This window comes from Streptomyces sp. NPDC111744 (assembly GCF_055634995.1).
Genome location: NZ_JBVKCG010000008.1, coordinates 41066 through 62158, shown reverse-complemented (window position 1 = coordinate 62158; position 21093 = coordinate 41066). Strand labels below are relative to the sequence as shown.

Annotated in this window: 18 protein-coding genes; 8 read left to right on the top strand and 10 right to left on the bottom strand. The window is 70.6% G+C overall.

Going from position 1 to position 21093, the window contains the following annotated elements; genetic code table 11:
* Nucleotides 1-75 precede the first annotated feature (75 nt).
* Nucleotides 76-2751, top strand: coding sequence for a tetratricopeptide repeat protein (locus ACZ7OO_RS19625; RefSeq protein ID WP_471506029.1), 2676 nt, complete (start codon nucleotides 76-78; stop codon nucleotides 2749-2751).
* Between the two features lie 3 nt (nucleotides 2752-2754).
* On the opposite strand, the gene ACZ7OO_RS19620 is transcribed toward ACZ7OO_RS19625, so the two are convergent.
* Entirely contained in the window at nucleotides 2755-2877 is a 123-nt protein-coding gene (locus ACZ7OO_RS19620; protein ID WP_471506028.1) for a DUF397 domain-containing protein, read from the bottom strand.
* A 24-nt stretch (nucleotides 2878-2901) separates the two neighbouring features.
* Here ACZ7OO_RS19620 and ACZ7OO_RS19615 point away from each other — a divergent pair, with 24 nt between their 5' ends.
* Complete coding sequence (locus ACZ7OO_RS19615) at nucleotides 2902-3081, top strand: hypothetical protein (RefSeq protein ID WP_471506027.1); 180 nt, start codon at nucleotides 2902-2904, stop codon at nucleotides 3079-3081.
* A 332-nt stretch (nucleotides 3082-3413) separates the two neighbouring features.
* Entirely contained in the window at nucleotides 3414-4532 is a 1119-nt protein-coding gene (locus ACZ7OO_RS19610) for an ADP-ribosylglycohydrolase family protein (protein ID WP_471506026.1), read from the top strand.
* Nucleotides 4533-4547: 15 nt separating this feature from the next.
* Here ACZ7OO_RS19610 and ACZ7OO_RS19605 read toward each other — a convergent pair whose 3' ends face one another.
* Both ACZ7OO_RS19605 and ACZ7OO_RS19600 read right to left on the bottom strand, forming a co-directional pair.
* Entirely contained in the window at nucleotides 4548-6113 is a 1566-nt protein-coding gene (locus ACZ7OO_RS19605; RefSeq protein ID WP_471506025.1) for a sodium:solute symporter family protein, read from the bottom strand.
* A 228-nt stretch (nucleotides 6114-6341) separates the two neighbouring features.
* Complete coding sequence (locus tag ACZ7OO_RS19600; RefSeq protein ID WP_352220423.1) at nucleotides 6342-7130, bottom strand: SDR family oxidoreductase; 789 nt, start codon at nucleotides 7128-7130, stop codon at nucleotides 6342-6344.
* An 80-nt stretch (nucleotides 7131-7210) separates the two neighbouring features.
* Here ACZ7OO_RS19600 and ACZ7OO_RS19595 point away from each other — a divergent pair, with 80 nt between their 5' ends.
* On the top strand, nucleotides 7211-8059 hold the full coding sequence (locus ACZ7OO_RS19595) for a hypothetical protein (protein WP_471506024.1): 849 nt from the start codon (nucleotides 7211-7213) through the stop codon (nucleotides 8057-8059).
* A gap of 1 nt (nucleotide 8060) precedes the next feature.
* Here ACZ7OO_RS19595 and ACZ7OO_RS19590 read toward each other — a convergent pair whose 3' ends face one another.
* Both ACZ7OO_RS19590 and ACZ7OO_RS19585 read right to left on the bottom strand, forming a co-directional pair.
* Nucleotides 8061-9929, bottom strand: a complete 1869-nt coding sequence (locus ACZ7OO_RS19590) for an MFS transporter (protein ID WP_471506023.1) — start codon at nucleotides 9927-9929, stop codon at nucleotides 8061-8063.
* Nucleotides 9930-10126: 197 nt separating this feature from the next.
* Nucleotides 10127-12733 carry a serine hydrolase gene (locus tag ACZ7OO_RS19585; RefSeq protein ID WP_471506022.1) on the bottom strand — a complete coding sequence of 869 codons (2607 nt, stop codon included), beginning with the start codon at nucleotides 12731-12733 and terminating at the stop codon, nucleotides 10127-10129.
* A 144-nt stretch (nucleotides 12734-12877) separates the two neighbouring features.
* Between ACZ7OO_RS19585 and ACZ7OO_RS19580 the strand changes: the two genes are divergently transcribed.
* From ACZ7OO_RS19580 to ACZ7OO_RS19570, 3 genes are all read left to right on the top strand, one after another.
* A complete protein-coding gene (locus tag ACZ7OO_RS19580; protein ID WP_471506021.1) occupies nucleotides 12878-13645 on the top strand; it encodes a GOLPH3/VPS74 family protein in 768 nt (255 codons plus the stop codon).
* A 315-nt stretch (nucleotides 13646-13960) separates the two neighbouring features.
* Nucleotides 13961-14818: a helix-turn-helix domain-containing protein gene (locus ACZ7OO_RS19575; protein ID WP_471506020.1), complete on the top strand. Its 858-nt coding sequence runs from the start codon at nucleotides 13961-13963 to the stop codon at nucleotides 14816-14818.
* 244 nt (nucleotides 14819-15062) lie between these two features.
* Entirely contained in the window at nucleotides 15063-15254 is a 192-nt protein-coding gene (locus tag ACZ7OO_RS19570; RefSeq protein ID WP_351737387.1) for a DUF397 domain-containing protein, read from the top strand.
* Between the two features lie 144 nt (nucleotides 15255-15398).
* Here ACZ7OO_RS19570 and ACZ7OO_RS19565 read toward each other — a convergent pair whose 3' ends face one another.
* The 3 genes from ACZ7OO_RS19565 to ACZ7OO_RS19555 form a co-directional block, all read right to left on the bottom strand.
* Nucleotides 15399-16274, bottom strand: a complete 876-nt coding sequence (locus ACZ7OO_RS19565) for a MerR family transcriptional regulator (protein WP_471506019.1) — start codon at nucleotides 16272-16274, stop codon at nucleotides 15399-15401.
* A gap of 127 nt (nucleotides 16275-16401) precedes the next feature.
* Nucleotides 16402-16908, bottom strand: coding sequence for a glutathione peroxidase (locus tag ACZ7OO_RS19560; protein ID WP_471506018.1), 507 nt, complete (start codon nucleotides 16906-16908; stop codon nucleotides 16402-16404).
* A 9-nt stretch (nucleotides 16909-16917) separates the two neighbouring features.
* A complete protein-coding gene (locus tag ACZ7OO_RS19555; protein ID WP_471506017.1) occupies nucleotides 16918-17901 on the bottom strand; it encodes an ArsR/SmtB family transcription factor in 984 nt (327 codons plus the stop codon).
* Between the two features lie 164 nt (nucleotides 17902-18065).
* Between ACZ7OO_RS19555 and ACZ7OO_RS19550 the strand changes: the two genes are divergently transcribed.
* Nucleotides 18066-19259: an MFS transporter gene (locus tag ACZ7OO_RS19550; RefSeq protein ID WP_471506016.1), complete on the top strand. Its 1194-nt coding sequence runs from the start codon at nucleotides 18066-18068 to the stop codon at nucleotides 19257-19259.
* Here the strand turns inward: ACZ7OO_RS19550 and ACZ7OO_RS19545 are convergent.
* Entirely contained in the window at nucleotides 19204-20154 is a 951-nt protein-coding gene (locus ACZ7OO_RS19545) for a slipin family protein (protein ID WP_471506015.1), read from the bottom strand. The two genes, ACZ7OO_RS19550 and ACZ7OO_RS19545, sit on opposite strands and share 56 nt — an antisense overlap.
* Nucleotides 20155-20364: 210 nt before the next feature.
* Nucleotides 20365-21039 carry a response regulator gene (locus ACZ7OO_RS19540; RefSeq protein WP_471506014.1) on the bottom strand — a complete coding sequence of 225 codons (675 nt, stop codon included), beginning with the start codon at nucleotides 21037-21039 and terminating at the stop codon, nucleotides 20365-20367.
* Nucleotides 21040-21093 lie beyond the last annotated feature (54 nt).

Below are 21093 nucleotides of genomic sequence, written 5' to 3'. Positions count from 1 at the left end.
CACGCTCCCCAAGTGAGCTGGGCCGTTTCGCAGGTCTGCCAGACTTGGCGTGAGCCGGCTGCGGGGGTGGTGTGGATGGGGTCGACACGGCCGTCGATGCAGGAGCTGATCGGGCGGCGCCGGAGGGCCGGGTTCGTCGGGCGGGTTGACGAGCGGGCCGCGTTCCGGCGGAACCTCGATCTGCCGGCCGAGGACGAGCGGCACCGTTTCCTCTTCCATGTGCACGGTGACGCGGGAGTCGGGAAGACCTTTCTGGTACGGGAGTTGGAGCAGATCGCCCGGGAGGCCGGGGCGGTTACCGCTTACGTCGACGAGGGCGCGGCCAGTGTGCCCGAGGCCATGACCGCGATGGCACGTCAGTTCGCGGACCAGGGACGGCGGTTCAAGGAGCTGGAGCGGCTGCTGGCCGCGCACCGGGAGCGCCGGCACGAGGCGGAGGCCGCTCTGGTGATGGGCGATCCGGCGGAGCCGGACGGGCCGTCGGCGGGCAGCCTCGCGGTGGCGCGGGCCGGGCTGGTGGGACTGGGGATGGTCCCGGTGGCCGGCGCCTTCGCCGCCGCCCTGGACGCGGACCGGCTCGCCCAGGGCGCCGACCGGCTCCGGGCCCGCTTTCGCAGCCAGGAGGACGCCCAACTGGTGCTGTCCCCCGAACAAGTGCTCACCCCGGTGCTCCTGACCGAACTGGCCCGGACTGCCGACACCGCCTCCTGGATCGTCCTCTTCTTCGACACCTATGAGCGCACCGGCGCGTTCCTGGACCCCTGGTTGCACGACGTGATGACCACCGACCGCCACGGCGCCCTCCCCGCCGACGTCGTGGTGGTCACCTCCGGCCAGCACCCCTTCGACAACGCCCGCTGGGGCGGATTCGCGGACTTCATGACCGACATTCCGCTCGGACCGTTCACGGAGACGGAGGCGCGGGGGCTGCTCGCGGAAAAAGGGGTACGGGACGAACCTGTGGTCGCGGAAGTGCTGCGCCTCACCGGCGGGCTTCCGGTGCTGGTGTCGACGCTCGCCGCGACCATGCCCGACGATCCTGAAAGGGTCGGAGACCCAAGTGCCACCGCCGTCGACCGTTTCCTGAAGTGGGAGCGGGACCCCGTGCGGAGGGCGGCCGCGCTGGCAGGCGCCCTGCCCAGGCACCTTGACGAGGACGTGTTCCGGACGGCCGTGGACTGCCCCGCGGACGACGCCCGCTCCCTGTTCGCCTGGTTGACGGGCATGCCGTTCGTGAGCGAGCGCGTGGAACGCGTGCAGTACCACGACGTCGTACGCGCCCCGATGCTCCGACTACAGCGTCTGCGCTCTCCGAGCTGGTGGCGGGAGAGCCACACCCGCCTCGCCGAAGCGTTCGGCCGATGGCGTACGGAAGTCGAAGGGGACCGGCACCCGGACGAGTTGTGGTCGGACGAACGGTGGCGGGAGCTTCACCTGGCCCGGTCCTACCACCTGATGTGCGCGGGGCCCCCGTTCCCGCTGCCGGCGGTGTCACACGATCTCGTGCGTGCCTGCGCCGAGGGCGACGCGGTGGCCCGGCGATGGGCACGGACCCTGGTACAGGCGGGCGAGGACACGGACGCGCAGGAGATCGGCGTCCTGGGGAAGGACGTGCTTACGGCGCTCGACCAGGGCGGGACCCTCGACGCGCTGGGGGTGCTGCTCGCGAAGGGGAGCCTCGATGTCCTGGGACGGGCCGCGGCCTACACGGTGCGGGGTGCTGTGCTGGGCAAGGCCGGGGAGCACGCCGCGGCGCTGAACCAGTTCGATCAGGCCATCGAACTCCGTCCGGATTCGGCTTCGGCGTACGAGGGCCGGGCGGTCGCGCGGGCGAATCAGCGTGACTACGCCGGAGCCGTGGCCGACCTGGACCGGGCCGTCCTTCTGGCCCCGAACACCGCCGGAGTCCTCGCCCTGCGCGGCGACTACCACCGGATGACGGGGGCCTTCGAGGCAGCCGTAAGCGATCTGGACACCGCGATCGAGCTTGATCCGGCAAAGCAGCTGGCGTGGGCTGTCCGAGGTGCCGCCCGGCACCAGCTCGGTGACCTCGACGCGGCGGTGTCGGACCTGGACCGGGCGCTGGAGCTGGACCCGGAGTTCGTGTGGGCCCTGGTACGCAGAGCACGTGTCTGGCGAACGCGCGGCGATCACGAGCGGCGCCTGGCCGACCTGGACCGCGCCGTCGCCCTGGAGCCCGACCTGCCGTGGGTGCTGTGCGAGCGAGGCGACGTGTTGGTCCGAGCCGGCCGCTACGAAGCCGCTCTGGCGGACTACGACCGTGCCCTTGCCCTGGACGCCGGGTACGCCTCGGCGTACGCGAGTCGTGGAGCCTGCCGAACGACGATGGGCGAACCGGATCAGGCGCTGGCGGACCTGGACCGTGCGCTTGAGCTCAACCCGGGGTATTTCTGGGCGCTTTGGCAGCGAGCCAGAACGTACCTCGCACTCGGTTCACTGGAAGGTGCCTCCGCCGACGCTGCGCGGATGGCGGCACTCGACCCCGACCACTGGCAGTCACACCAGGTCGTCCTGCGCATCCAGATGCAGCAACTGGTGAACGACGGGTCGTGGGACCGCCTCACGCGGCTTCGGGACCGGCTGGAGACCGCTCTCTCGGAACCGTACGATCCGGCCGACGCGACGCTCGAACCGTTCCTCGTACTCCCGGCCGCCGAGCGCGCCGACATCGCCGAGCGCCTGACCGAACTCCTCACGGGGCGAGATGCCCTCGGCGGCGTCGGCGACTGACGCTCAGCGCTTGGTGAACGCCAGGAACTCGGCCCACGAAGCGTCGGCGGGGGCTATGGCGACCTCGACACAACCAGGGCCGTCGTTGCTGCCACAGCTGCTCTTGAACCACTTGAGGGCGGTCATGTCTCTCACTCCAGCACTTTCTCGATGAAGGTCAGTGACTCCCGTTGGGCCTCGGTGCGGGCGGCGGTGGCGCGGATCGCCCCGAGCCGGATTCCGGCCCTCGCCCAGCACCTCTTCGACGCGGCGACGAACGCGCAGCAGACCCAGAGCCTCGCCCCGTCGCGCGCCTTCGGGCGCTCGTGGGCCGTGTTCGTGGCGATCTGACGCCATCCGGACCGCGCTGCACGCCTGCCTGAGCTGGAGCGCATCGTGGACGCGGGGGAACAGGATCCGACGGCCACCATCGCCGAGATCCGCGCGAGCCGGGAAGCGGCCGAGGCGGAGACGTGTACGTGTGCAACGTCACCTGGTACCGCTGACCGTCACCGAGCCGTCTGACCGACCCCGCCCACACACCCCGGACTGGCCGAAAATCAGCCACCTGGGAGCACACAACCCCCACTTCGCATACCTAACTGTGCCCTGAACGGATCATTCCCGGTCGATTACAGTGCTGTGCTGTCGCACGTACGGACGGTGCCCGTGAGGAGGTCATGGTGGGTGTGACATCGGGTGCCGTCTGGGGTCGTGCCGAACAGCAGGACTTCCGGAGCCGGGTGCGGGGCACATTGCTGGGTTCGGCCGTCGGGGATGCCCTCGGTGGGCCCGTGGACGGGCTGACGCTCGAGGAGATCCGGGCGGCGTACGGGCCGGAAGGGCTCGTCGACCTGGCCTTCGGACACGGGCGGCGGGGTGCCGTGACCCATCACACCCAGCTCACCCTCTTCACCGTGGACGGGTTGATAAGAGCTCAGGTGAGGAGGGATACCGGCGCCTGGTATCCGCCTGCCGACCTGCATCGGGCCTATCTGCGGTGGGCGGCCACCCAGCGGGACTGGGGGCCCGACGAGCGGCGGAAGGAGGACGGGTGGCTGGCGAGGGAGGAGTGGTTGTACGCGCGCCGGGATCCCACGCGGTCGCTGCTGATCGGGCTCGGGGACGAGACCATGGGGACCCTGGAGTCGCCGAAGAATCCCGATGACATGGGGCCGGAGGCCGTCGCCCGGTCCGCTCCGTTCGGGCTGCTCGTCGGCTGGGAGCCGCAGCTCGTCATCCAGCTGGCCGTGGAGTGCGCGGCGCAGACCCACGGGCATCCGACCGCCTGTCTGTCGGCGGGCGCCTACGCGGTGATCGTGCACGCGCTGGGGAGAGGCGACTCCCTCGACGGGGCCGTCCAGCGGGCCCTCGCCCTCCTCGCCGCCCGGCCCGGGCACCAGCCCGTCTCGGACGCGTTGCAGCACGCGCTCGGCGCTGTACGGCAGGGCATGCCCTCCCCGGCCCGCGTGGAGGAGCTGACCGGGGACGGCGCCGCCGACGGGGTGCTCGCCGCCGCCGTCTACTGCGCCCTCGTCGGCGAGGACGTACGGCACGGGCTCTGCCTGGCCGTCAACCATGCCGGCCCCTCCGCCGTCGCCGGCGCCCTCACCGGCGGCCTCCTCGGCGCCCTGCACGGCGAGACGGCCCTCCCGCCGGCCTGGGTGGCCGATCTGGAGGGCCGTCCTACGATCCTGGAGCTGGCCGACGACTTCGCGATGGAGATGACCCAGGGGCCGGCCCTGCACAGCCCGGCGGGCGCGGCCCCCGGATGGCTGGCCCGCTATCCCCGGGGCGCCTGAGCCGGTCGCAGAGGGTCAGTCCCGCACGACCTCGCCCCCGCCTGCCGGAGCCTGCGCCGGTACGGGGATCGCCGCAGCCCCGTCCCCGTCCGTGTTCACGGTCTCGATGATCGCGAGGCGATCCGGGGTGTCCTCCGGCTTCAGGTAGCCGATGAGGATGTAGAGGACCAGGGAGACGGCCAGGGGGATCGAGACCTGGTACTGGAGCGGTACGCCACCGTCGACGTTCCAGTTGATCGGGTAGTTGACCAGCCAGAAGGCCAGCAGGCCGGCCGCCCAGCTGGTGAGCGCGGCCGTCGGGCCGGAGCGGCGGAACGGGCGGAGCAGGCCCAGCATCATCGGGATCGCGATCGGGCCCATCAGACCGGCCACCCACTTGATGACCACCGTGATGATGTCCTTGAACGTGGGGGAGTTGACCTGGGTGGCCACCGCCATGGACAGGCCGAGGAAGACCACCGTCGTCACGCGGGCCGCGACCAGGCCGGAGCGTTCGCTCCACGACCGCGCCCTCGACGACAGCACCGGCGCCACGTCACGGGTGAAGACGGCCGCGATCGCGTTGGCGTCGGAGGAGCACATGGCCATCGTGTGGGAGAAGAACCCGACCACGACCAGGCCCAACAGGCCGTGGGGGAGGAGCTGTTCGGTCATCAGGCCGTAGGAGTCGGAGCCGTCCGGCTTCTGGGCGTGGACCAGGAGGGGCGACATCCACATGGGGAAGAACAGGACCACCGGCCAGATCAGCCAGAGCGCCGCGGAGAGACGGGCGCTGCGCTCGGCCTCCTTCGGGCCGGCCGTCGCCATGTAGCGCTGGGCCTGGTTGAGCATGCCGCCGTTGTACTCGAAGAGCTTGATGAAGAGGAAGGCCAGCAGGAAGACCGTGCCGTAGGGGCCCACCAGCGGCTTGCCGTGGCCGTGCAGGGCCGGCTGGTCGAAGGCGTCGAAGATGCCGATGCCCTTGTCGTTCAGCTTGAGGACGACGGCGACGAACATCGAGACGCCGGCCAGCAACTGGATGATGAACTGGCCCAGTTCGGTCAGCGCGTCCGCCCACAGGCCGCCGATCGTGCAGTAGACCGCGGTGATCGCGCCGGTGATGAGGATGCCCTGGTTGAGGGACACACCCGTGAACACCGACAACAGGGTGGCGATCGCGGCCCACTTGGCGGCCACGTCCACGATCTTCAGCAGCATGCCGGACCAGGCCAGCGCCTGCTGTGTGGTCAGGTTGTAGCGGTTCTTCAAGTACTCCAGCGGGGACGCCACATGGAGGCGGGAGCGCAGGCGGTTGATGCGTGGTGCGAAGAGTTTCGAGCCGATCGCGATGCCCAGCGCGATCGGGAAAGACCAGGTGATGAACGACGTCACGCCGTAGGTGTAGGCGATGCCCGCGTACCCGGTGAACATCACCGCGCTGTAGCCCGACATGTGGTGCGAGATGCCGGAGAGCCACCAGGGCATCTTTCCGCCGGCCGTGAAGAAGTCGCTCACGTTGTCCACGCGCTTGTGCGACCAGATACCGATCGCGACCATCACGCCGAAGTAGCCGATGAGCACGGTCCAGTCGAGCCCGTTCATACGCCCCCCTTCCAGGGTCCGCCTTCTGAACTCCGCTCAGCTGGGTGGCACTTCGCATAAGCGGAGTGGGGACGGGGAAGGCCGCGAAGTGCCCGCTCATCGTGGGTTCGGTTACGCGGGCACGACAAGCGGGCGTGAGGTCAAGGGACGGTAAAATCGTTCTGATCGCTGACCTTGGTTCATGTGTATGAACATACTGAGGCGGCCTGGATGGCCGGAACCAGTGCCTCAGCGCATCAGCTCCCCCGCGTTGACCAGCAGTGACTGCCCCGTGATGGCCCGCGCCCGGTCCGACGCCAGGAACACCGCCGCGTCCGCCACATCCCCGTCCGTCGCCAGCTCGGGCAACGCCATCCGCCCGGTCAGGCGCCCCAGCACCTCGTCCTCCGGCACCCCCTCCGTGTGCGCCGTGAACTGGACGTACGCCTGCACCGGAGGCCCCCACATCCAGCCCGGCAGCACCGTGTTGACCCGGATCCGGTACGGCCCCAGCTCCCGTGCCAGCGAGTACATGGCGCTGGTCAGCGCCCCCTTCGAGGCGGCGTACGCGGCCTGCCTCACCTGCGAGGGTGCGGCGACGGCCGACTGCGTACCGATGAAGACAACCGAGCCGCCGCCCGCCTCCTTCAGCGCCGGCAGGCACGCCCGGGTCATCCGCAGCGACCCCAGCAGATTCACGTCGACCACCGACGCCCAGGTCGCGAAGTCCGCGTCCTCGACCCCGCCGAAGTAGGAGTCCCAGGCGGCCACCTGCACCACCGCGTCGATACCCCCGAAGCGCTCCCGAGCCAGCGCCGCCAGCGCCTCGCACTGGTCCTCGTCGGTGATGTCGGTGGCGCGGTACGCGGTCCGGCCGCCCTCCGGGTCGATCCCGGTCGCGCTCTTGGCGAGGTTCGCCTCGGTCCGCGCCCCGAGCACGGCGTTCCCGCCATCCCGTACGACGGCCGCCGCGACCTGATGCCCGAGCCCGGCGCCGACCCCCGACACGACGACCGTCTTGCCCATGAGCAGTGACATCGATGACCTCCCGGCTCTGGCGCTTTATCTGACGGAGCGTCAGAGTATGGGCGAGCGCAGGCGGAAGGAAGGGAAGGCGCATGAGCGAGGACACGAGTAGCGATGTGTACGCCGAGTTGGCCGCTGTCGGCCCGTACGGCGTCCGCCCCGGCCACGCCCTCATCACCATGGTCGAACCGCACCCCGGCCACGAGTACGCGTACAACCGCTGGTACGAGGACGACCACTACTACGCGGGCGCCATGGCCATGCCCTGGATGTACGCGGGCCGCCGCTGGGTCGCCACCCGCGAGCTGCAGCTCCTGCGCTACCCCGAGAAGTCGGCGATCGCCCAGCCCGTCACCACCGGCTGCTACATCTCCGTCTACTGGATCACCGACGGCCGCTACGCCGACCACATGAAGTGGACGGTCGCCATCAACAGGCGGCTGAACCGGGACGCGCGCGTGTACCAGGACCGCACCCACGTCTTCACGGCGTTCCAGGACCACGAGACGACGGTGTACCGGGACGGGGCCGCCGGGCCCCGCGACTTCCACGCCCTCGACCACCCGTACGCCGGGCTGGTGGTGGAGGTCGTCGACAGCGAGTCGCCGCAGCAGCGGGCGGAACTGCTGGAGTGGCTGCGCGGCCGGCACCTGCCGAAGCGGCTGGCGGGCTCACCGACGGCGATGGTCACGGTGTTCCGCCCGACGCCCCTGCCCGGTGACCGGATGACGTATGTGAAGCAGGTGGAGGGCGTCGACACCCGGCTGACGCTGCTGTGGTTCCTGGAGACGGACCCGAGGGAGTGCTGGGACGCCCGGTTCACCGGCCTGGACGAGGACGTCGCCGGGTCCGGGCTGGGGAGGGTGGAGCTGGTGGCACCGTTCGTGCCGACGGTGCCGGGGACGGACCGGTATGTGGCGGAGCTCCGGGAGAACAGGTAGCTCACTTGAGTTCGTCGGGGCACGGGGTGCCCCGGGGCAGCTGGTACGGCGCCGCCAAACGGTAGGTGCCCGCCTTCGGCGCCAGCAGCATCGTCCACTGGTCGCCCTTCGCGTCCTCCGGCGTCTCCATCAGGCAGCCGTTGACGTTGGTGTACGTCTTCGGCGTGCCCTCGGCCCGGTGCTTGGACGCCTCGGTCTCCTGCGGCGGCTTCAGGCTCTTGCCGTTCGCGTCGACGATGCTCAGCCACGGCGAGTACGGGATCCGGATCAGGACCCGCTCGGCCTTGCCGACCTCGATGGTCAGCTCGCCCTGCTCGGCGCTGTCCACCACCGCGTCGGGCTCGGCGAGCGGCACCGCGTCGGTCACCCGGAACAGCTGCCAGTTGGCGTCGCCCCAGACCTGCTTCAGATACGGCATCCCGCGCTGGACCAGCGCCCGCTCGCGTTCGCCGCCGTCGCCGTCGGGCTCGCCCTTCGGCAGCACCACGAAGTGGACGGCCCAGCGCTGCAGCCACTCGTGGTAGTTCGCGGAGTTGAGGGTGTCGTCGTAGAAGAGCGGGTTGCGCTCCATGTCGGCCTGACGGTTCCAGCCGCGGGCCAGGTTGACGTACGGCGCCAGCGCGGACGCCTCCCGGTGCGAGCGGGCCGGGACCACCTCGACGCGGCCCTTCTCGGCGCCGACCTGCTGGAGCTGGTTGACGAGCGGGGCGAGCTCGCGGGCCCAGGACGCGGCCGGCGTCGTATGGATGATGTCGTCGACCGACTTGAAGCCGATCCAGCCGACGAAGCCGAGGAAGGCGAGGACGGTGACGTAGAACTTGCGCGAGCGCGGCACGGTGTACGGGAGGGCCGCGATCAGCGTCGCGCCCGCGAAGAGCATCGGCAGCCGCGAGATGTTCGAGCCGATCTGCGAACTGACCAGCCACACCAGCACGACCCCGAGGCTGTACACGGCCGCCGTCAGCCGGACCGTCTTCCACTCCTTGGGGACGAGGAAGATGCAGAGCAGGCCGTACAGCAGGGGCAGGATCACCGAACCGATGGTCATCGGCTGGGTGCCGGCGAACGGGAACAGCCAGGCGGACAGGGCGACCACGGCCGCGGGTGCCAGGCCGAGCGCCCATGCGCCGGGGCGCCGCTTCTGCAGGAACAGCCCGACCGCGACCAGGCCGACGAAGAGACCGGCGACCGGGGACGACATGGTGGCGAGAGCGGCCAGCAGGGCGGCGACCAGCGCCTTCGCCCACCGCTTGTGGCGCCAGCGGTACGGCCAGCAGAACACCGCCCCCACCGCGGCCAGCGCGAACGCCGTGCCGAGCCCGAAGGTGACCCGCCCCGACAACGCGTTGCAGATCAGCGCGAACACCCCGGCGAGCGCGGCCCACAGGGGGTTTTTCACCGCGCGGCTGCGAATCAGGAGCAGGATCAGCAGGCAGGCCGAGACCGTGCCGGCGATCGCCATCGTCGTACGGACGCCGAGCAACGACATCAGGTACGGCGACACCACGCTGTACGACACCGGGTGCATACCGCCGTACCAGGCGAGGTTGTACGCCGAGTCGGGGTGCCGGCCGACGAACTCGGCCCAGGCGTCCTGCGCCGCGAGATCGCCACCACTGTTCGCGAACGTGAACAGCCAGATGATGTGCAGCACGCCGGCGAGGGCCGTGACCGCCAGCACCGGGTGGCGCGACGGCCACTGGCGCGGGGGTTGGTCCAGGTCGAGGAGCCGGCGGATCCGGCCGTCACGCTGCGTGCCGGGTATGTCGTGCGGCCTGTGCGGACCGGTTTCGGGCACGGCTATTCGTGGGCCGGATACCGCTCGGCCCGGATCGGTGTCGTCGGCGCGTGTCGGCTCCGCTGTGGCCACCTGAAGGCACTCCCCGTGTCCCGTCTTCTGTTCTCGGCCGCGTTCCACGGTGTTACCGGCCGCTTCTCGTCCAGTTCGCGGCCACGTCCCACGGCCGACGACCTGCCCCGATTCGTGACGCTAGCACGCACCCCGCCGCGGGGCCCCTCGGGTGGGGCTCCATCGGCGGGGTGCGGTGACGGTATGCCGGTTATGGGTCAGCCGAGACGGGTCAGCTTGCTCGTGAACCCGGGCTCGGCCAGGTCCTTCTGCAGGGCGACCGGAACCTGGACCGCGGAGCCGGAGCCGTCACCCACGGTGAGGGCGCCGACCTTGGTACCGGCCTTCGCGGTGTGCGGTACGTCCTCGGCCTGGAAGGTCAGCTTCACCTTCAGGCCCGACCAGCCGACCGCGGTGACGTCCTTGGTCGCGACGACCGGGGTACGGCCGCCGAGGCCGTCGTCGACATAGCCGACGACATCGCCCTTCTTGTAGATCGTCGCCGACTCCAGCGCGCCCTGGGCGGCCCGGATCAGCTTGTCGCCGCCGGTGAGGGCGGCGCTGAGGATGGTGTTGTCGGTGCCGCCGGCGGGCTGCCGTATGACCGCGCCGATGATCGTGCGGGTCTCGCCGCCGACCGTCTTCTGCGCGGCGAACACCAGGTTGCCGAGGGCGGAGGTGGTGGTGCCGGTCTTGATGCCGACGACGCCGTTGTGGCCGACCAGCTGGTTCCAGTTGGAGTGGTTGGTGCCCTTGTAGTCGTCGTACGACATCATCGCGGCGACCTCGCGGAACGCGGGCTCCTGCACCATCGCCGCCTTCGCCAGCTTCACCTGGTCCACGGCCGTGGAGACCGTGGAGTTGGTCAGGCCGGAGGGGTCGGTGTACGTCGTGTTCGTCATGCCGAGCTTCTTCGCCGTGGCGTTCATCTTCGCCACGAACGACTTCTCGGAACCGGCATCCCAGCGGGCCAGCAGCCGGGCCACGTTGTTGGCGGAGGCGATGAGGATGCTCTCCAGGGCCTCGCGCTGGGTGATCGAGTCGCCGGCCCTCACGTCGACGGTGGACTCCTGGCCGGCGTTCGCCTGGTCCTGGGCCGCCTGGTCGATCTTTATCTTCTGGCCCGCGGCGCCGCTCTTCAGCGGGTGGTCGCGCAGGATGATGTACGCGGTCATCACCTTGGCGACGCTCGCGATCGGCACGGGCTTCTGGTCGCCGGAGGAACCGAACGAGCCGATGCCCTGGACGTCGAGGGCGGCCTGGCCGTCGGCGGGCCAGGGGATGTCGGCCTTGCTGCCGTCGAAGGTGTAGGTGTCCTTCGCGGTGAGGTCGAGGGTGGGCTGCGGGAGCGGACGGACAGTCTGTACGACCGCAAAGATGATCAGGAGGACGATGACCAGGGGCGTCCAGATCTTGACCCGCCGGACGAGGGTCCTGACCGGGGTCTGCGGCGGCGGGGGAGTGTTGGTCAACTCGGCGAGCAGGTCCAGCGGGGGCTTCGGGGGGAGCGGCTGCTGGGTGGTGCGCTCGGGGCCGACCTGAGGGATGGCGGTGGTGCGGGTGGTGGAGGCGGTGCTGGGCTTCGCCTCCGGCTGGGGGGCGGGCTTCGCGTCCGGCTTGGGCTTGGTGTCCGGCTTGAGGTCCGACTTGAGGGCTACGAACTTGCTGGTCCGCTCGGGGTCGGACTCGGGAGTCTTGGGCTTGGACGTGGGCGTCGTGGAGCCCAGCTTGAGCATGGTGGTGGGCTGGTCGACCTGCGGGGGTCGGGGGGCCTTGAGCGTGGTGGTGGGCTGGTCGACCGCGACGGCTTCGGCTTCGCCTTCGGCCATCTTGGTCTTCCCACCCGCACCACCCGTGCGGGTCTCGTCGTCGGCTGCGGGTGGCCCCTGCGGGGCGTCCTCGCCGTCGGCGGCCGCGGGCTCGTCGTTGGTTGCGGCCTTGGTGTCCCCGCCCGCACCACCCGTGCGGGTCTCGTCGTCGGCTGCGGGTGGCCCCTGCGGGGCGTCCTCGCCGTCGGCGGCCGCGGGCTCGTCGTGGGGGGTGGCGTCTTTGGGTTCGGCGTCGGCCCGGGGGTCGTCCTCCGGTTCGGCGGCAGCCGTGGGCTTGTCTTCGGGTGCGGCTTCTTCGGGCTTGGCCGTCGCCTTCGGGGCGGCCTTGGGTTCGGCGTCCTGGGGCTCGGCAGTTGCCTTCGGCTCGTCTTCGGGCTCGCCGGCAGACTTCGAAGCGGCCTCGGGCTTGGCGTCCTCGGGTTCGGCGTCGGGCTTGGCGTCCTCGGGTTCGGCGTCGGGCTTCGGCTCGTCCTCCGGTGCGGCGTCCTCCGGCTCGGTCGCGTCCCTCGGGTCGTCCTCGGCCGGAACGTCCTTGTCCGCGGCGGCTGTCGGATCGGCCGCCTCGGTCGTTGCCTCAGGCGTCGTAGCGGGCTTGTCGGCGCTCTTCGGTGACTCGGGGGTCTCCTGGGGCTCCTCGGCGTACACAGGGCCCTCCTCGGGCCCCTCCGCGCCCTTGCCGGAGTTCTCGGACTCCTCCGCCGGCGGGCCCGTGCGTACCCACGCCGCCACCGCCCGGCGGAGCTTCGTGTCGTCGTCGCCGGCCGTCTTCGGGTCCCGTACCGAGAAGATCCGGGTCTCGCTGTCCACGCCGCCGGCCGGCTCCTTCTCGTCCTGAGCGGCCACCGCCGCTCGCGGATCGCGTGGTTCGGGAACCGTTCCCGCGCTCCCCGACGTCGGTTCCGCCGACGACTCGCGCTGCTTCGACCTGTCGGGGGACTCGCCCGCCACCGATGCCTCCTCCACGCTTCGCACGTTGCCGTGCGCTGTCCGAACCATGTACCAGTGTCCTGTGTGCGGGCTTAGCCCCTGCGGTAGACGAGAACGACATACCTTCCGGTTCCCTTACAAACCGGTCACGCGCCCTCGACAGACCAATGTGAGAGGGGTCACCCTGTCATTCATCCACGCGGGGAGGCATGGATGGGCAGGAGCCGCAGAACACTTCCGGAGGAGCTTCTGCTGCTGGCACTGGACCCGACCACGGGTACCACTGCGCAGCCGCAGTCGCTCGACCTCGGTCTGGCCGGAGCACAGCTAGTGGAGCTGGCGCTGGCCGGACGGATAGCCCCAGACGGGGATCGTATCGCCGTGGTGCAGCCACGGCCGACTGGAGATCCGACTTTGGACTGCGCGTTGGAGTTGCTGCGAAGGCGTGGCGCTCCCGTGCGGGCTGTGCACTGGATCGGCGGGCCACGTCTGGGACTTCGCCAGACGTATCTCTCGCATCTGGAGCGGTGCGGCATGGTGCATGCCGTGGCGGGCCAGATGTGCGGGGTGCTGCCGACGACGCGTTACCAGGCGACGGACAACGAGATATGCCGGGACATCCGTGCCCGGCTGGACTCGGCGATCCGCACCGGCGTACCGCCGGACCCGCGGACCGCGGCGCTCGCCGCCCTGGCCCACGCGGTCGGCCTCGGCAAGCACCTGTATCCGGGGAACGAGGGACGGTCCTCGCGTTCCCGGCTGCGGGACTTGATCCGGCACGACCCGATGGGTGGGCTCGTGGCCCACGCCGTCATGGACGTGCAGAACGGCGCGGGCGCCCAGCCCCGCCGCAGCCCGGCCGCCCCGGCCGGGCGCCAGACCGGACCTGGCGCCAGGTCCGGTGCACCGGAACCCGCCCGCGGTGTTCCGATGCAGCCGCGCCGAGGTGCGGACGCGATGGCGCGTGCCGTGGTGCACTGAGCCGCAGTTCCACGGCAGTAATACAGGACAGCATTCTTGAGACCCGGTTCGGGAGCCGCTGGTCCGAGCGGGGCGGTGAGGCGCACGCGGTACGCGCCCCGCCGCCCCGCTCGGCTTTTTGCGTCCCGCCGTCCTCGTCGGTTCTCGTCAGTTCTCGTCGTCCGGCGTCCGGAGAATCCGCAACGTGCCCGAACTGACGCGTACGCGCCGCATATCCACAGTTTCCCAGCGGTAGGAAGCACCTTGGTGGCAGTCTGCTCAACAGCAGATACGCAAAGTGGTAGTTACAGGCAGGCAGCCGGAGGTGCACGTCCCGTGGCGTCCAATGTCAATCCCACCGTCAGGCGGCGCCGGCTGGGCCAGGAGCTGCGCAGGCTCCGCGAGCTCAAGGGCATGACGGCGGAGGAGGTGGCGGAGCGGTTGCTCGTCTCCCAGTCGAAGATCAGCCGGCTGGAGAACGGGCGCCGGAGTATCAGCCAGCGCGATGTCCGCGACCTGTGCGGGGTCTACGAGGTCGAGGACCAACGGGTCGTCGAGTCCCTGATGGAGATGGCCAGGGATTCGCGGCAGCAAGGATGGTGGCATGCGTTCGGGGACATCCCGTACAGCGTCTACATCGGCCTCGAGACCGACGCCGAGTCGCTGAGGGTGTACGAACCTCAGCTGGTCACAGGGCTGTTGCAGACCCGGGCGTACGCCGAGGCCCTGGTGCAGGGCGCGTTGCCGGAGACCTCCGCCGCCGACATCGAGAAGCGGGTCCAGGTCCGGATGCGGCGACAGGAACGTATCACCGCCGAACACAACCCCCTTCGCCTCTGGGTGGTGCTCGACGAGGCCGCACTGCGCCGGCTCGTCGGCAGCAGGCTCGTGATGCGCGAGCAGCTGGAGTACCTGATCGAGATGTCCCAGCAGCCGCACATCACCGTCCAGGTGCTGCCCTTCGAGGTGGGCGCGCATCCCGGCCTCAACGGCCAGTACGCGATCCTGGAGTTCGCCGACGCGGCCGACTCCAGCGTCGTCTACCTGGAGGGCGTGACCAGCGACCTCTACCTGGAGAAGGCCCACGACGTGCAGAAGTACGCCGTGATGTACGAGCACCTGCGGGCCCAGTCGCTGAACGTCGAGGCATCCCGGCAGTTCATCGCCGACGCGGCCAAGGAGTACGCGCGCTGAGCCTTCCCGGGGGCCTTCGGGGAGTCTCAAGGGAGCCTCCGGGAGCCGCCGGCGGCCTTCCCGGACGGCGAGCGCCGGATCGTACACCGGCGCCACGCTCCAGCGGAAGTCTCCCCTGGAATATGCCATCCGGTCGAGTGAACGAGTGCTCCAGGCGGGCGAGTTGGCTAGTAGCGTCGATCACGCCAACCGGTCAAGCAGGTTGGCGTGAATCGCACTACAGCAACTCGCTACAGGAGTGGACATGGCACTGCTTCAGGGCACCACGGAGACGTGGACGAAGTCCTCCTATTCCGCAGGGAACGGGGCGTGCGTCGAGGTCAAGTCGCCGACGACCGCAGGACTCGCCGTACGCGACTCCAAGGTCGAGGAGGGCCCGGTCCTCGCGTTCCCGACCGGCGCGTGGAACGCGTTCGTGGCTTCGGTCAAGGCGTAGGAGGGTATTCGCTGACCCACCGACCACGCTCCCGACAACGACAACCACGACTGCACAAGCGTCACCTGAAGAGCCCTCTCGTCTAGCTCGCCGTCCTGGCCGAGGGGGCTCGGCTTGTGCCCGTCGGATCGCTCACCGCGTCACCTACCTAACGGGGAAGGCCACATCGCACACCGGGTCCTCCGGCCCCGCCGCGTCCCAGTCCGCGAAGTAGACCTCCCGGCACGGGCCGTCGTACTCCAGACCGCCCTGCCGGGCCACCCACCGCTCCACCGCCTCGAAGGCCGTCAGGATCTGTGGATGCGCCACCTGCGCCTTGCTGATCCGCGTATACGCCAGCGTGCGCGCCGGCTCGACGCGCACCTTGGTCTCCCAGGGCCGCCCGTGCCGCTCCGCCCAGGCCCGGGCCGCCGCCTCGTCCGCCACCGGGACACAGGCCTCGGCCGGCCCGTCGCTCTCCATGGACACCTCCGCGTAGTACACGACGAACGGCGCCCCGGTCACACCCCCGCACTCGCGGGCCGCCGCCTCCAGACGGCCCAGCGAGGCGCCGATCCAGGCCGGCAGCTCGTCCGCCAGGCTGTGCCGCGTCTCGGTGATCACCACCTGCGCGGGCATCTCCACGGTCTCCACCGCGAACGTCTCGTACATCTCCGAACTCCTCCCGGACAGCCGTCCACGGAGGTATGCGGCAAGGGTCCGCTGCCCGGCGATCCGCCGCTCGACATCGGCCCAGTAGGCGGCGAGCAGCCCGGCGGCCGCGTCGCCGTCAGCCTCCTCGACCACCTCGGCGATCCGCGCCAGCGGCATGTCCAGCTGGCGCAGCAGCGCCACCAGCCGGGCGCGCTCCGCCTGGCCGGCCCGGTAGTAGCGGTAGCCGGTCGCCTCGTCGACCTGCGCCGGGGCCAGCAGCCCCAGCCGGTCGTACAGGCGCAGGGCCTTCGCCGAGAGCCTGGAGCGCGCCGCGAACGCCCCGATCGTGAGCAGTTCCTCGTCCTCCACGCCCACATCCTCCGTCACCGAGCCCCGTGGCCCGGCGCGACCGACGCTCGTCCCTGCCCCAGGGGGAAGGTCAAGCAGCAGCGGAAATGCCGACGGCGGTCACGGGACACCTCTCCCGTGACCGCCGCCGACCTGGCTGCCGGAGTCAGCCGATGGCCTTCTCCACCGCCGCCACGACCTCCGCCGACTCCGGCTCGGTCTGCGGCGCGAACCGGGCGACGACCTGGCCGTCCCGGCCGACCAGGAACTTCTCGAAGTTCCAGCGGATGTCCCCGCTGTGCCCCTCGCCGTCGGCGAAGGGGGTGAGACGGTCGTAGAGCGGGTGCCGTCCCTCCCCGTTGACCTCGACCTTCTCGGTCAGCGGGAAGGTCACGCCGTACGTCGCCGAGCAGAACTCGGCGATCTCCTCGGCGCTGCCGGGCTCCTGCCCGAGGAACTGGTTGCACGGCACACCGAGCACGGTGAAGCCCTGCGCCGCGTACCGCTCCTGGAGCCGCTCCAGGCCGCTGTACTGCGGGGTCAGACCGCACTTGGAGGCCACGTTGACAATGAGCACGGCCTTGCCGGTGTACCCCGGCAGGTCGGCGGAACCGCCCTGCAGAGCACCGATCTCGATGTCGAGCACGGACCCGTTGTTCTCAGTAGTCGTCATGAGCGGATGCTAACTCCGCCAAGTGGCGGACCGGGTCCCGGCCTCCACCAGCACGTCCCCCGCCGCCGTCCGCGAGTACAGCACCGACCGCCCGGCCCGTCGCCGCTCCACCAGCCCGGCGTCGAGCAGGACCCTCAGGTGCCGCCCGACCGAGCCCAGCGTCTGTCCGGTCACCACCGTCAGATGGGTCGTGCTCAGCGGGGCGTCCAGCAGCACCAGCACACCGGCGCGCGCGCCGCCCAGCAGCGCCGCGAGGGCCGCCGGGACCGCCTGCACGGTGGGGTCGGACAGCGCGCCGGCGCACGGGTAGACCAGGGCGTAGCGGTCCGGCTCCTCCCAGGAGACCCAGCCGGCCTTGGGCGTGACCGGGACGAGGAGGAGGTCGGCGCCGGAGATCTCGCGGGGCGGGTACTCGTGCAGATTGACCTGGAGCCGGTTGGCACCGAGCCAGCGGGTCCGACCCGGCCGCACCGAGTCCAGCACCTCGGCCCAGCCGCCCCGGCTGACCTGCGCGGTCCGGGCGACCACATCCGCGTCCAGAATCCGCCGCCGACGCTCCCAGTGCGGCCGTACGGTCGCCTCCCACACGTACGTCAGCAGATCGGCGGCGCGGTCGGGCAGGTCGTCGCGGTCCAGGGCGGCGGGGAGAGGACCGGCGAGGGCGACCCGGAGGTGCGCGCGGGCGTCGTCGGGGCGGGCCGCCCGTACCCGCGCGATACCGGCCTCGGCGCTCTCCCCGTCCCGCGGGGTGGGGGTGAGGAAATCGGCGGTCCACACGCGGCCGAGACCGGCGCGGACGAGCAGCGCGGTGACGGGGTCGGCGGCGAGCCGTGCCCGGTAGCCGGGCAGGTGCTCGTCCAGCCAGCGCCGTTCGCCGGGGTGGGCGGCGGTACCGCCGTGCAGCAGCTTGAGGCTCGCGATGGTCTCGGCGAGGGGGGAGAGCAGGAAGCGGCTACGGGCGAGCGTGTCCGCGTTGAGCTGCCACCAACCCAAGGGGCTCTCCCTGTTGTTAGAGCCTCTCGCTGTCGTGAGGTGCTCTGCGCCGTTAGAACCTCTTGCTGCTGCGAGAGGCTCACTGCCTGCGCCGCCTGCCAGAACCTTTCGCGTCTCCGCGAAACAATAACGCCCGCCATAAGCGCACCCCGAGACTCCCGACCATGCCCACCACCTACCGATCCCTCTTCCGCACACCGGAGTTCACCCCCCTCTTCCTCGGCTCCGCCGCCCAGAACGCCGGAGGTACCGTCGGCGGGCTCGCCCTGGGCACGCTCGTCTACCGCACCACCGGCTCCCCCCTCCTCTCCGCACTCAGCATGTTCGGCCCCTCGCTCGCCCAGGTGCTCGGCGCGACCTTCCTGCTCTCCGGCGCCGACCGGCTGCCCCCGCGCACCACCCTCGCCGTGATCTCGTCCGTCTTCGCCGTCGGCACCGCCGGCATGGCACTGCCCGGCCTCCCGCCCGGCGTGCTGCTCGCCGCCGTTCTGCTGCTCGGCCTGGTCGCCTCGCTCGGCGGCGGGGTCCGCTGGGGGCTGCTGAACGAGATCCTCGCCAAGGACGGCTATCTGCCCGGGCGTTCGCTGTTCAACATGATGAGCGGGCTGGTGCAGATCGCCGGTTACGCCACCGGTGGCGCCCTGCTCGCCGCCGTCTCCCCGCGTACCTGTCTGCTGCTCGCGGCGGCCCTCTACCTGACGTCCGCCGTCGTGGTCCGCCTCGGTCTGACCACCCGCCCGCCCCGGGCCGCCGGCCGCCCCTCCGTCGCGGCGACCCGGCGCACCAACGCCCTGCTGTGGTCGTCCCGCCCGCGCCGCCTCACCTATCTCGGCCTGTGGCTGCCCAACGGTCTGGTCGTCGGCTGCGAGTCGCTGTACGTGTCGTACGCCCCGGAGGCGGCCGGCACCCTCTTCGCCTGCGCCGCCCTCGGCATGCTCGCCGGTGACGTGACCGTCGGCCGGCTGCTCCCGCCCGCCGTCCGCACCCGTATGGCCACCCCGCTGCTGCTGCTCCTGGCCACGCCCTACCTGCTCTTCTTCCTGCACCCGCCGCTGGTCCTCGCCGCCGGCTGTGCCACCGTCGCCTCCGCAGGCTTCGGCGCGAGCCTGGTCCAGCAGGAGCGGCTGATGAGCCTGACCCCCGACGAACTCAGCGGCCACGCCCTGGGGTTGCACTCGGCGGGAATGCTGACCATGCAGGGCGTGGGTGCGGCACTGGCGGGGTCGGTGGCCCAACTCACCTCGCCCGCCAGTGCGATGACCCTGATGGCGCTCGCGTCACTCGCGGTGACGCTGACGCTGGCTACTGCCGGTCGGCAGGAGCGGAAGGTTCCGGCGCCGGTTCCCGCGGGGCGGTGACCTCGGCCACCGGCCCGAACCTGTCGGCGACGGCGGCGATCTGCTCGATCCCGGCCTTCAGCGCGGCCTGCCCCTCCCCGGCCTGCCCCTCCCCGGCCTCCAACTCCCGCTCGTTCTTCTCGACCTCCTGGTCGAGCCGCTTGGTGGCGCGCTCGAAGTAGCGCAGCAGCTCGACCGGGAAGGGCATCACCAGCGTGGAGTTCTTCTCGGCGGCGACCTCGACGACGGTCTGCAGCAGCCGCAGCTGCATCGCCTCGGGCGAGTCGGACATGATCCGGGAGGCGTTGGCGAGCTGCTGCGCGGCCTGGAACTCACCGTCCGCGGTGATCACCCGGGCCCGCCGCTCCCGTTCGGCCTCCGCCTGCCGGGACATGGACCGCTTCAACGACTCCGGCAGCTGTACGTCCTTGATCTCGACCCGGTCGATGTGGATGCCCCACTCCGCGGCCGGGCTGTCGATCATCAGGGCGAGCCCCTCGTGCAGCCGCTCGCGGTCGGTGAGCAGGTCGTCGAGGTCGCTCTTGCCGATGATGGACCGCAGCGACGACTGGGCGACCTGCCCGACGGCGAAGACGTAGTCCTGCACCTCGATGGCGGCGCGGATGGGGTCGGTGACCCGGAAGTAGACGACGGCATCGACCTTCACGGACACGTTGTCCTTGGTGATGCCCTCCTGCGTGGGCACCGGCATGGTGACCACCTGCACGTTCACCTTGCGCATCCGGTCGGCGAAGGGGATGAGGAAGGTGATCCCCGGGTGCCGGTACGCCGGCAGCGCCTTGCCCCACCGGAACACGACCCCGCGCTCGACCTGGTTCACCACCCGCATCCCACTGCGCAGCACGAGCAGGACCAGCACGACGGCCAGTACGACCCCTACGACAGCGCCGTCCATCGGCACCCACTCCTTCTCCGACGAGATCCGGACAATGATCCGGCAAGGATGAGGACACCGGCCGGCCCCCTCGGGATGCGGGGGCGGGCGTCAGGAGTGCGTAAAGAAAACGAGCGGGACCCGCGGTCACCCCGCGCTACGCCGGAGGAACGCAACCCTCGTGCGCCAAGGGGCGCTTGGCGTGGCACATGGCTGCCCTGCTCGCCGCGGTCAGGTCGGCATTCCCCGCTCGGCCAGGCCGCTCTCATACGCGATCATGACCAGCTGTGCGCGGTCCCGGGCGTGCAGCTTGGCCAGGAGGTTGCCGACGTGGGTCTTCACGGTCGGCATGCTGATGACCAGGCGTTCGGAGATCTCCGCGTTGGACAGGCCGTTGGCGATCAGGACGAGGACTTCCTGTTCCCGCTTGGTGAGGCCGACGAGTCGTGGGGCGGGGCGGGTCGTCTCGCCGCGGCGGGAGAAGTTGGCGATGAGGCGCCGGGTGACCGTGGGGGCCAGTACGCCCTCGCCCGTGGCGATGACCCGGATGCCGTCGACCAGGTCGGACGGTGAGGCGTCCTTCAGCATGAAGCCGCTGGCGCCTGCCTGGAGGGCCGGGTAGACGTACTCGTCCATGTCGAACATGGTCAGAGCCAGCACCCGGACACCGGCCAGCGTCTCGTCGGAGCAGATCTCCCGGGTGGCCGCGATGCCGTCGAGAACCGGCATACGCAGATCCATCAGGACGACGTCCGGGGCGAGTTCCCGGGCGAGCCGGACTGCCGTGGCGCCGTCGCCCGCCTCGCCGACGACCTCCATGCCGGGCGTGGAGTCGACCAGGACCCGGAAGCTCCCGCGCAGCAGCGCCTGGTCGTCCGCGATCAGTACCCGGACCGCCTCGGCCATGCGTGTTCCCCGGTTCCTCGCGCGCTCGCAAAGCTTGGTGATATGGGACAATTT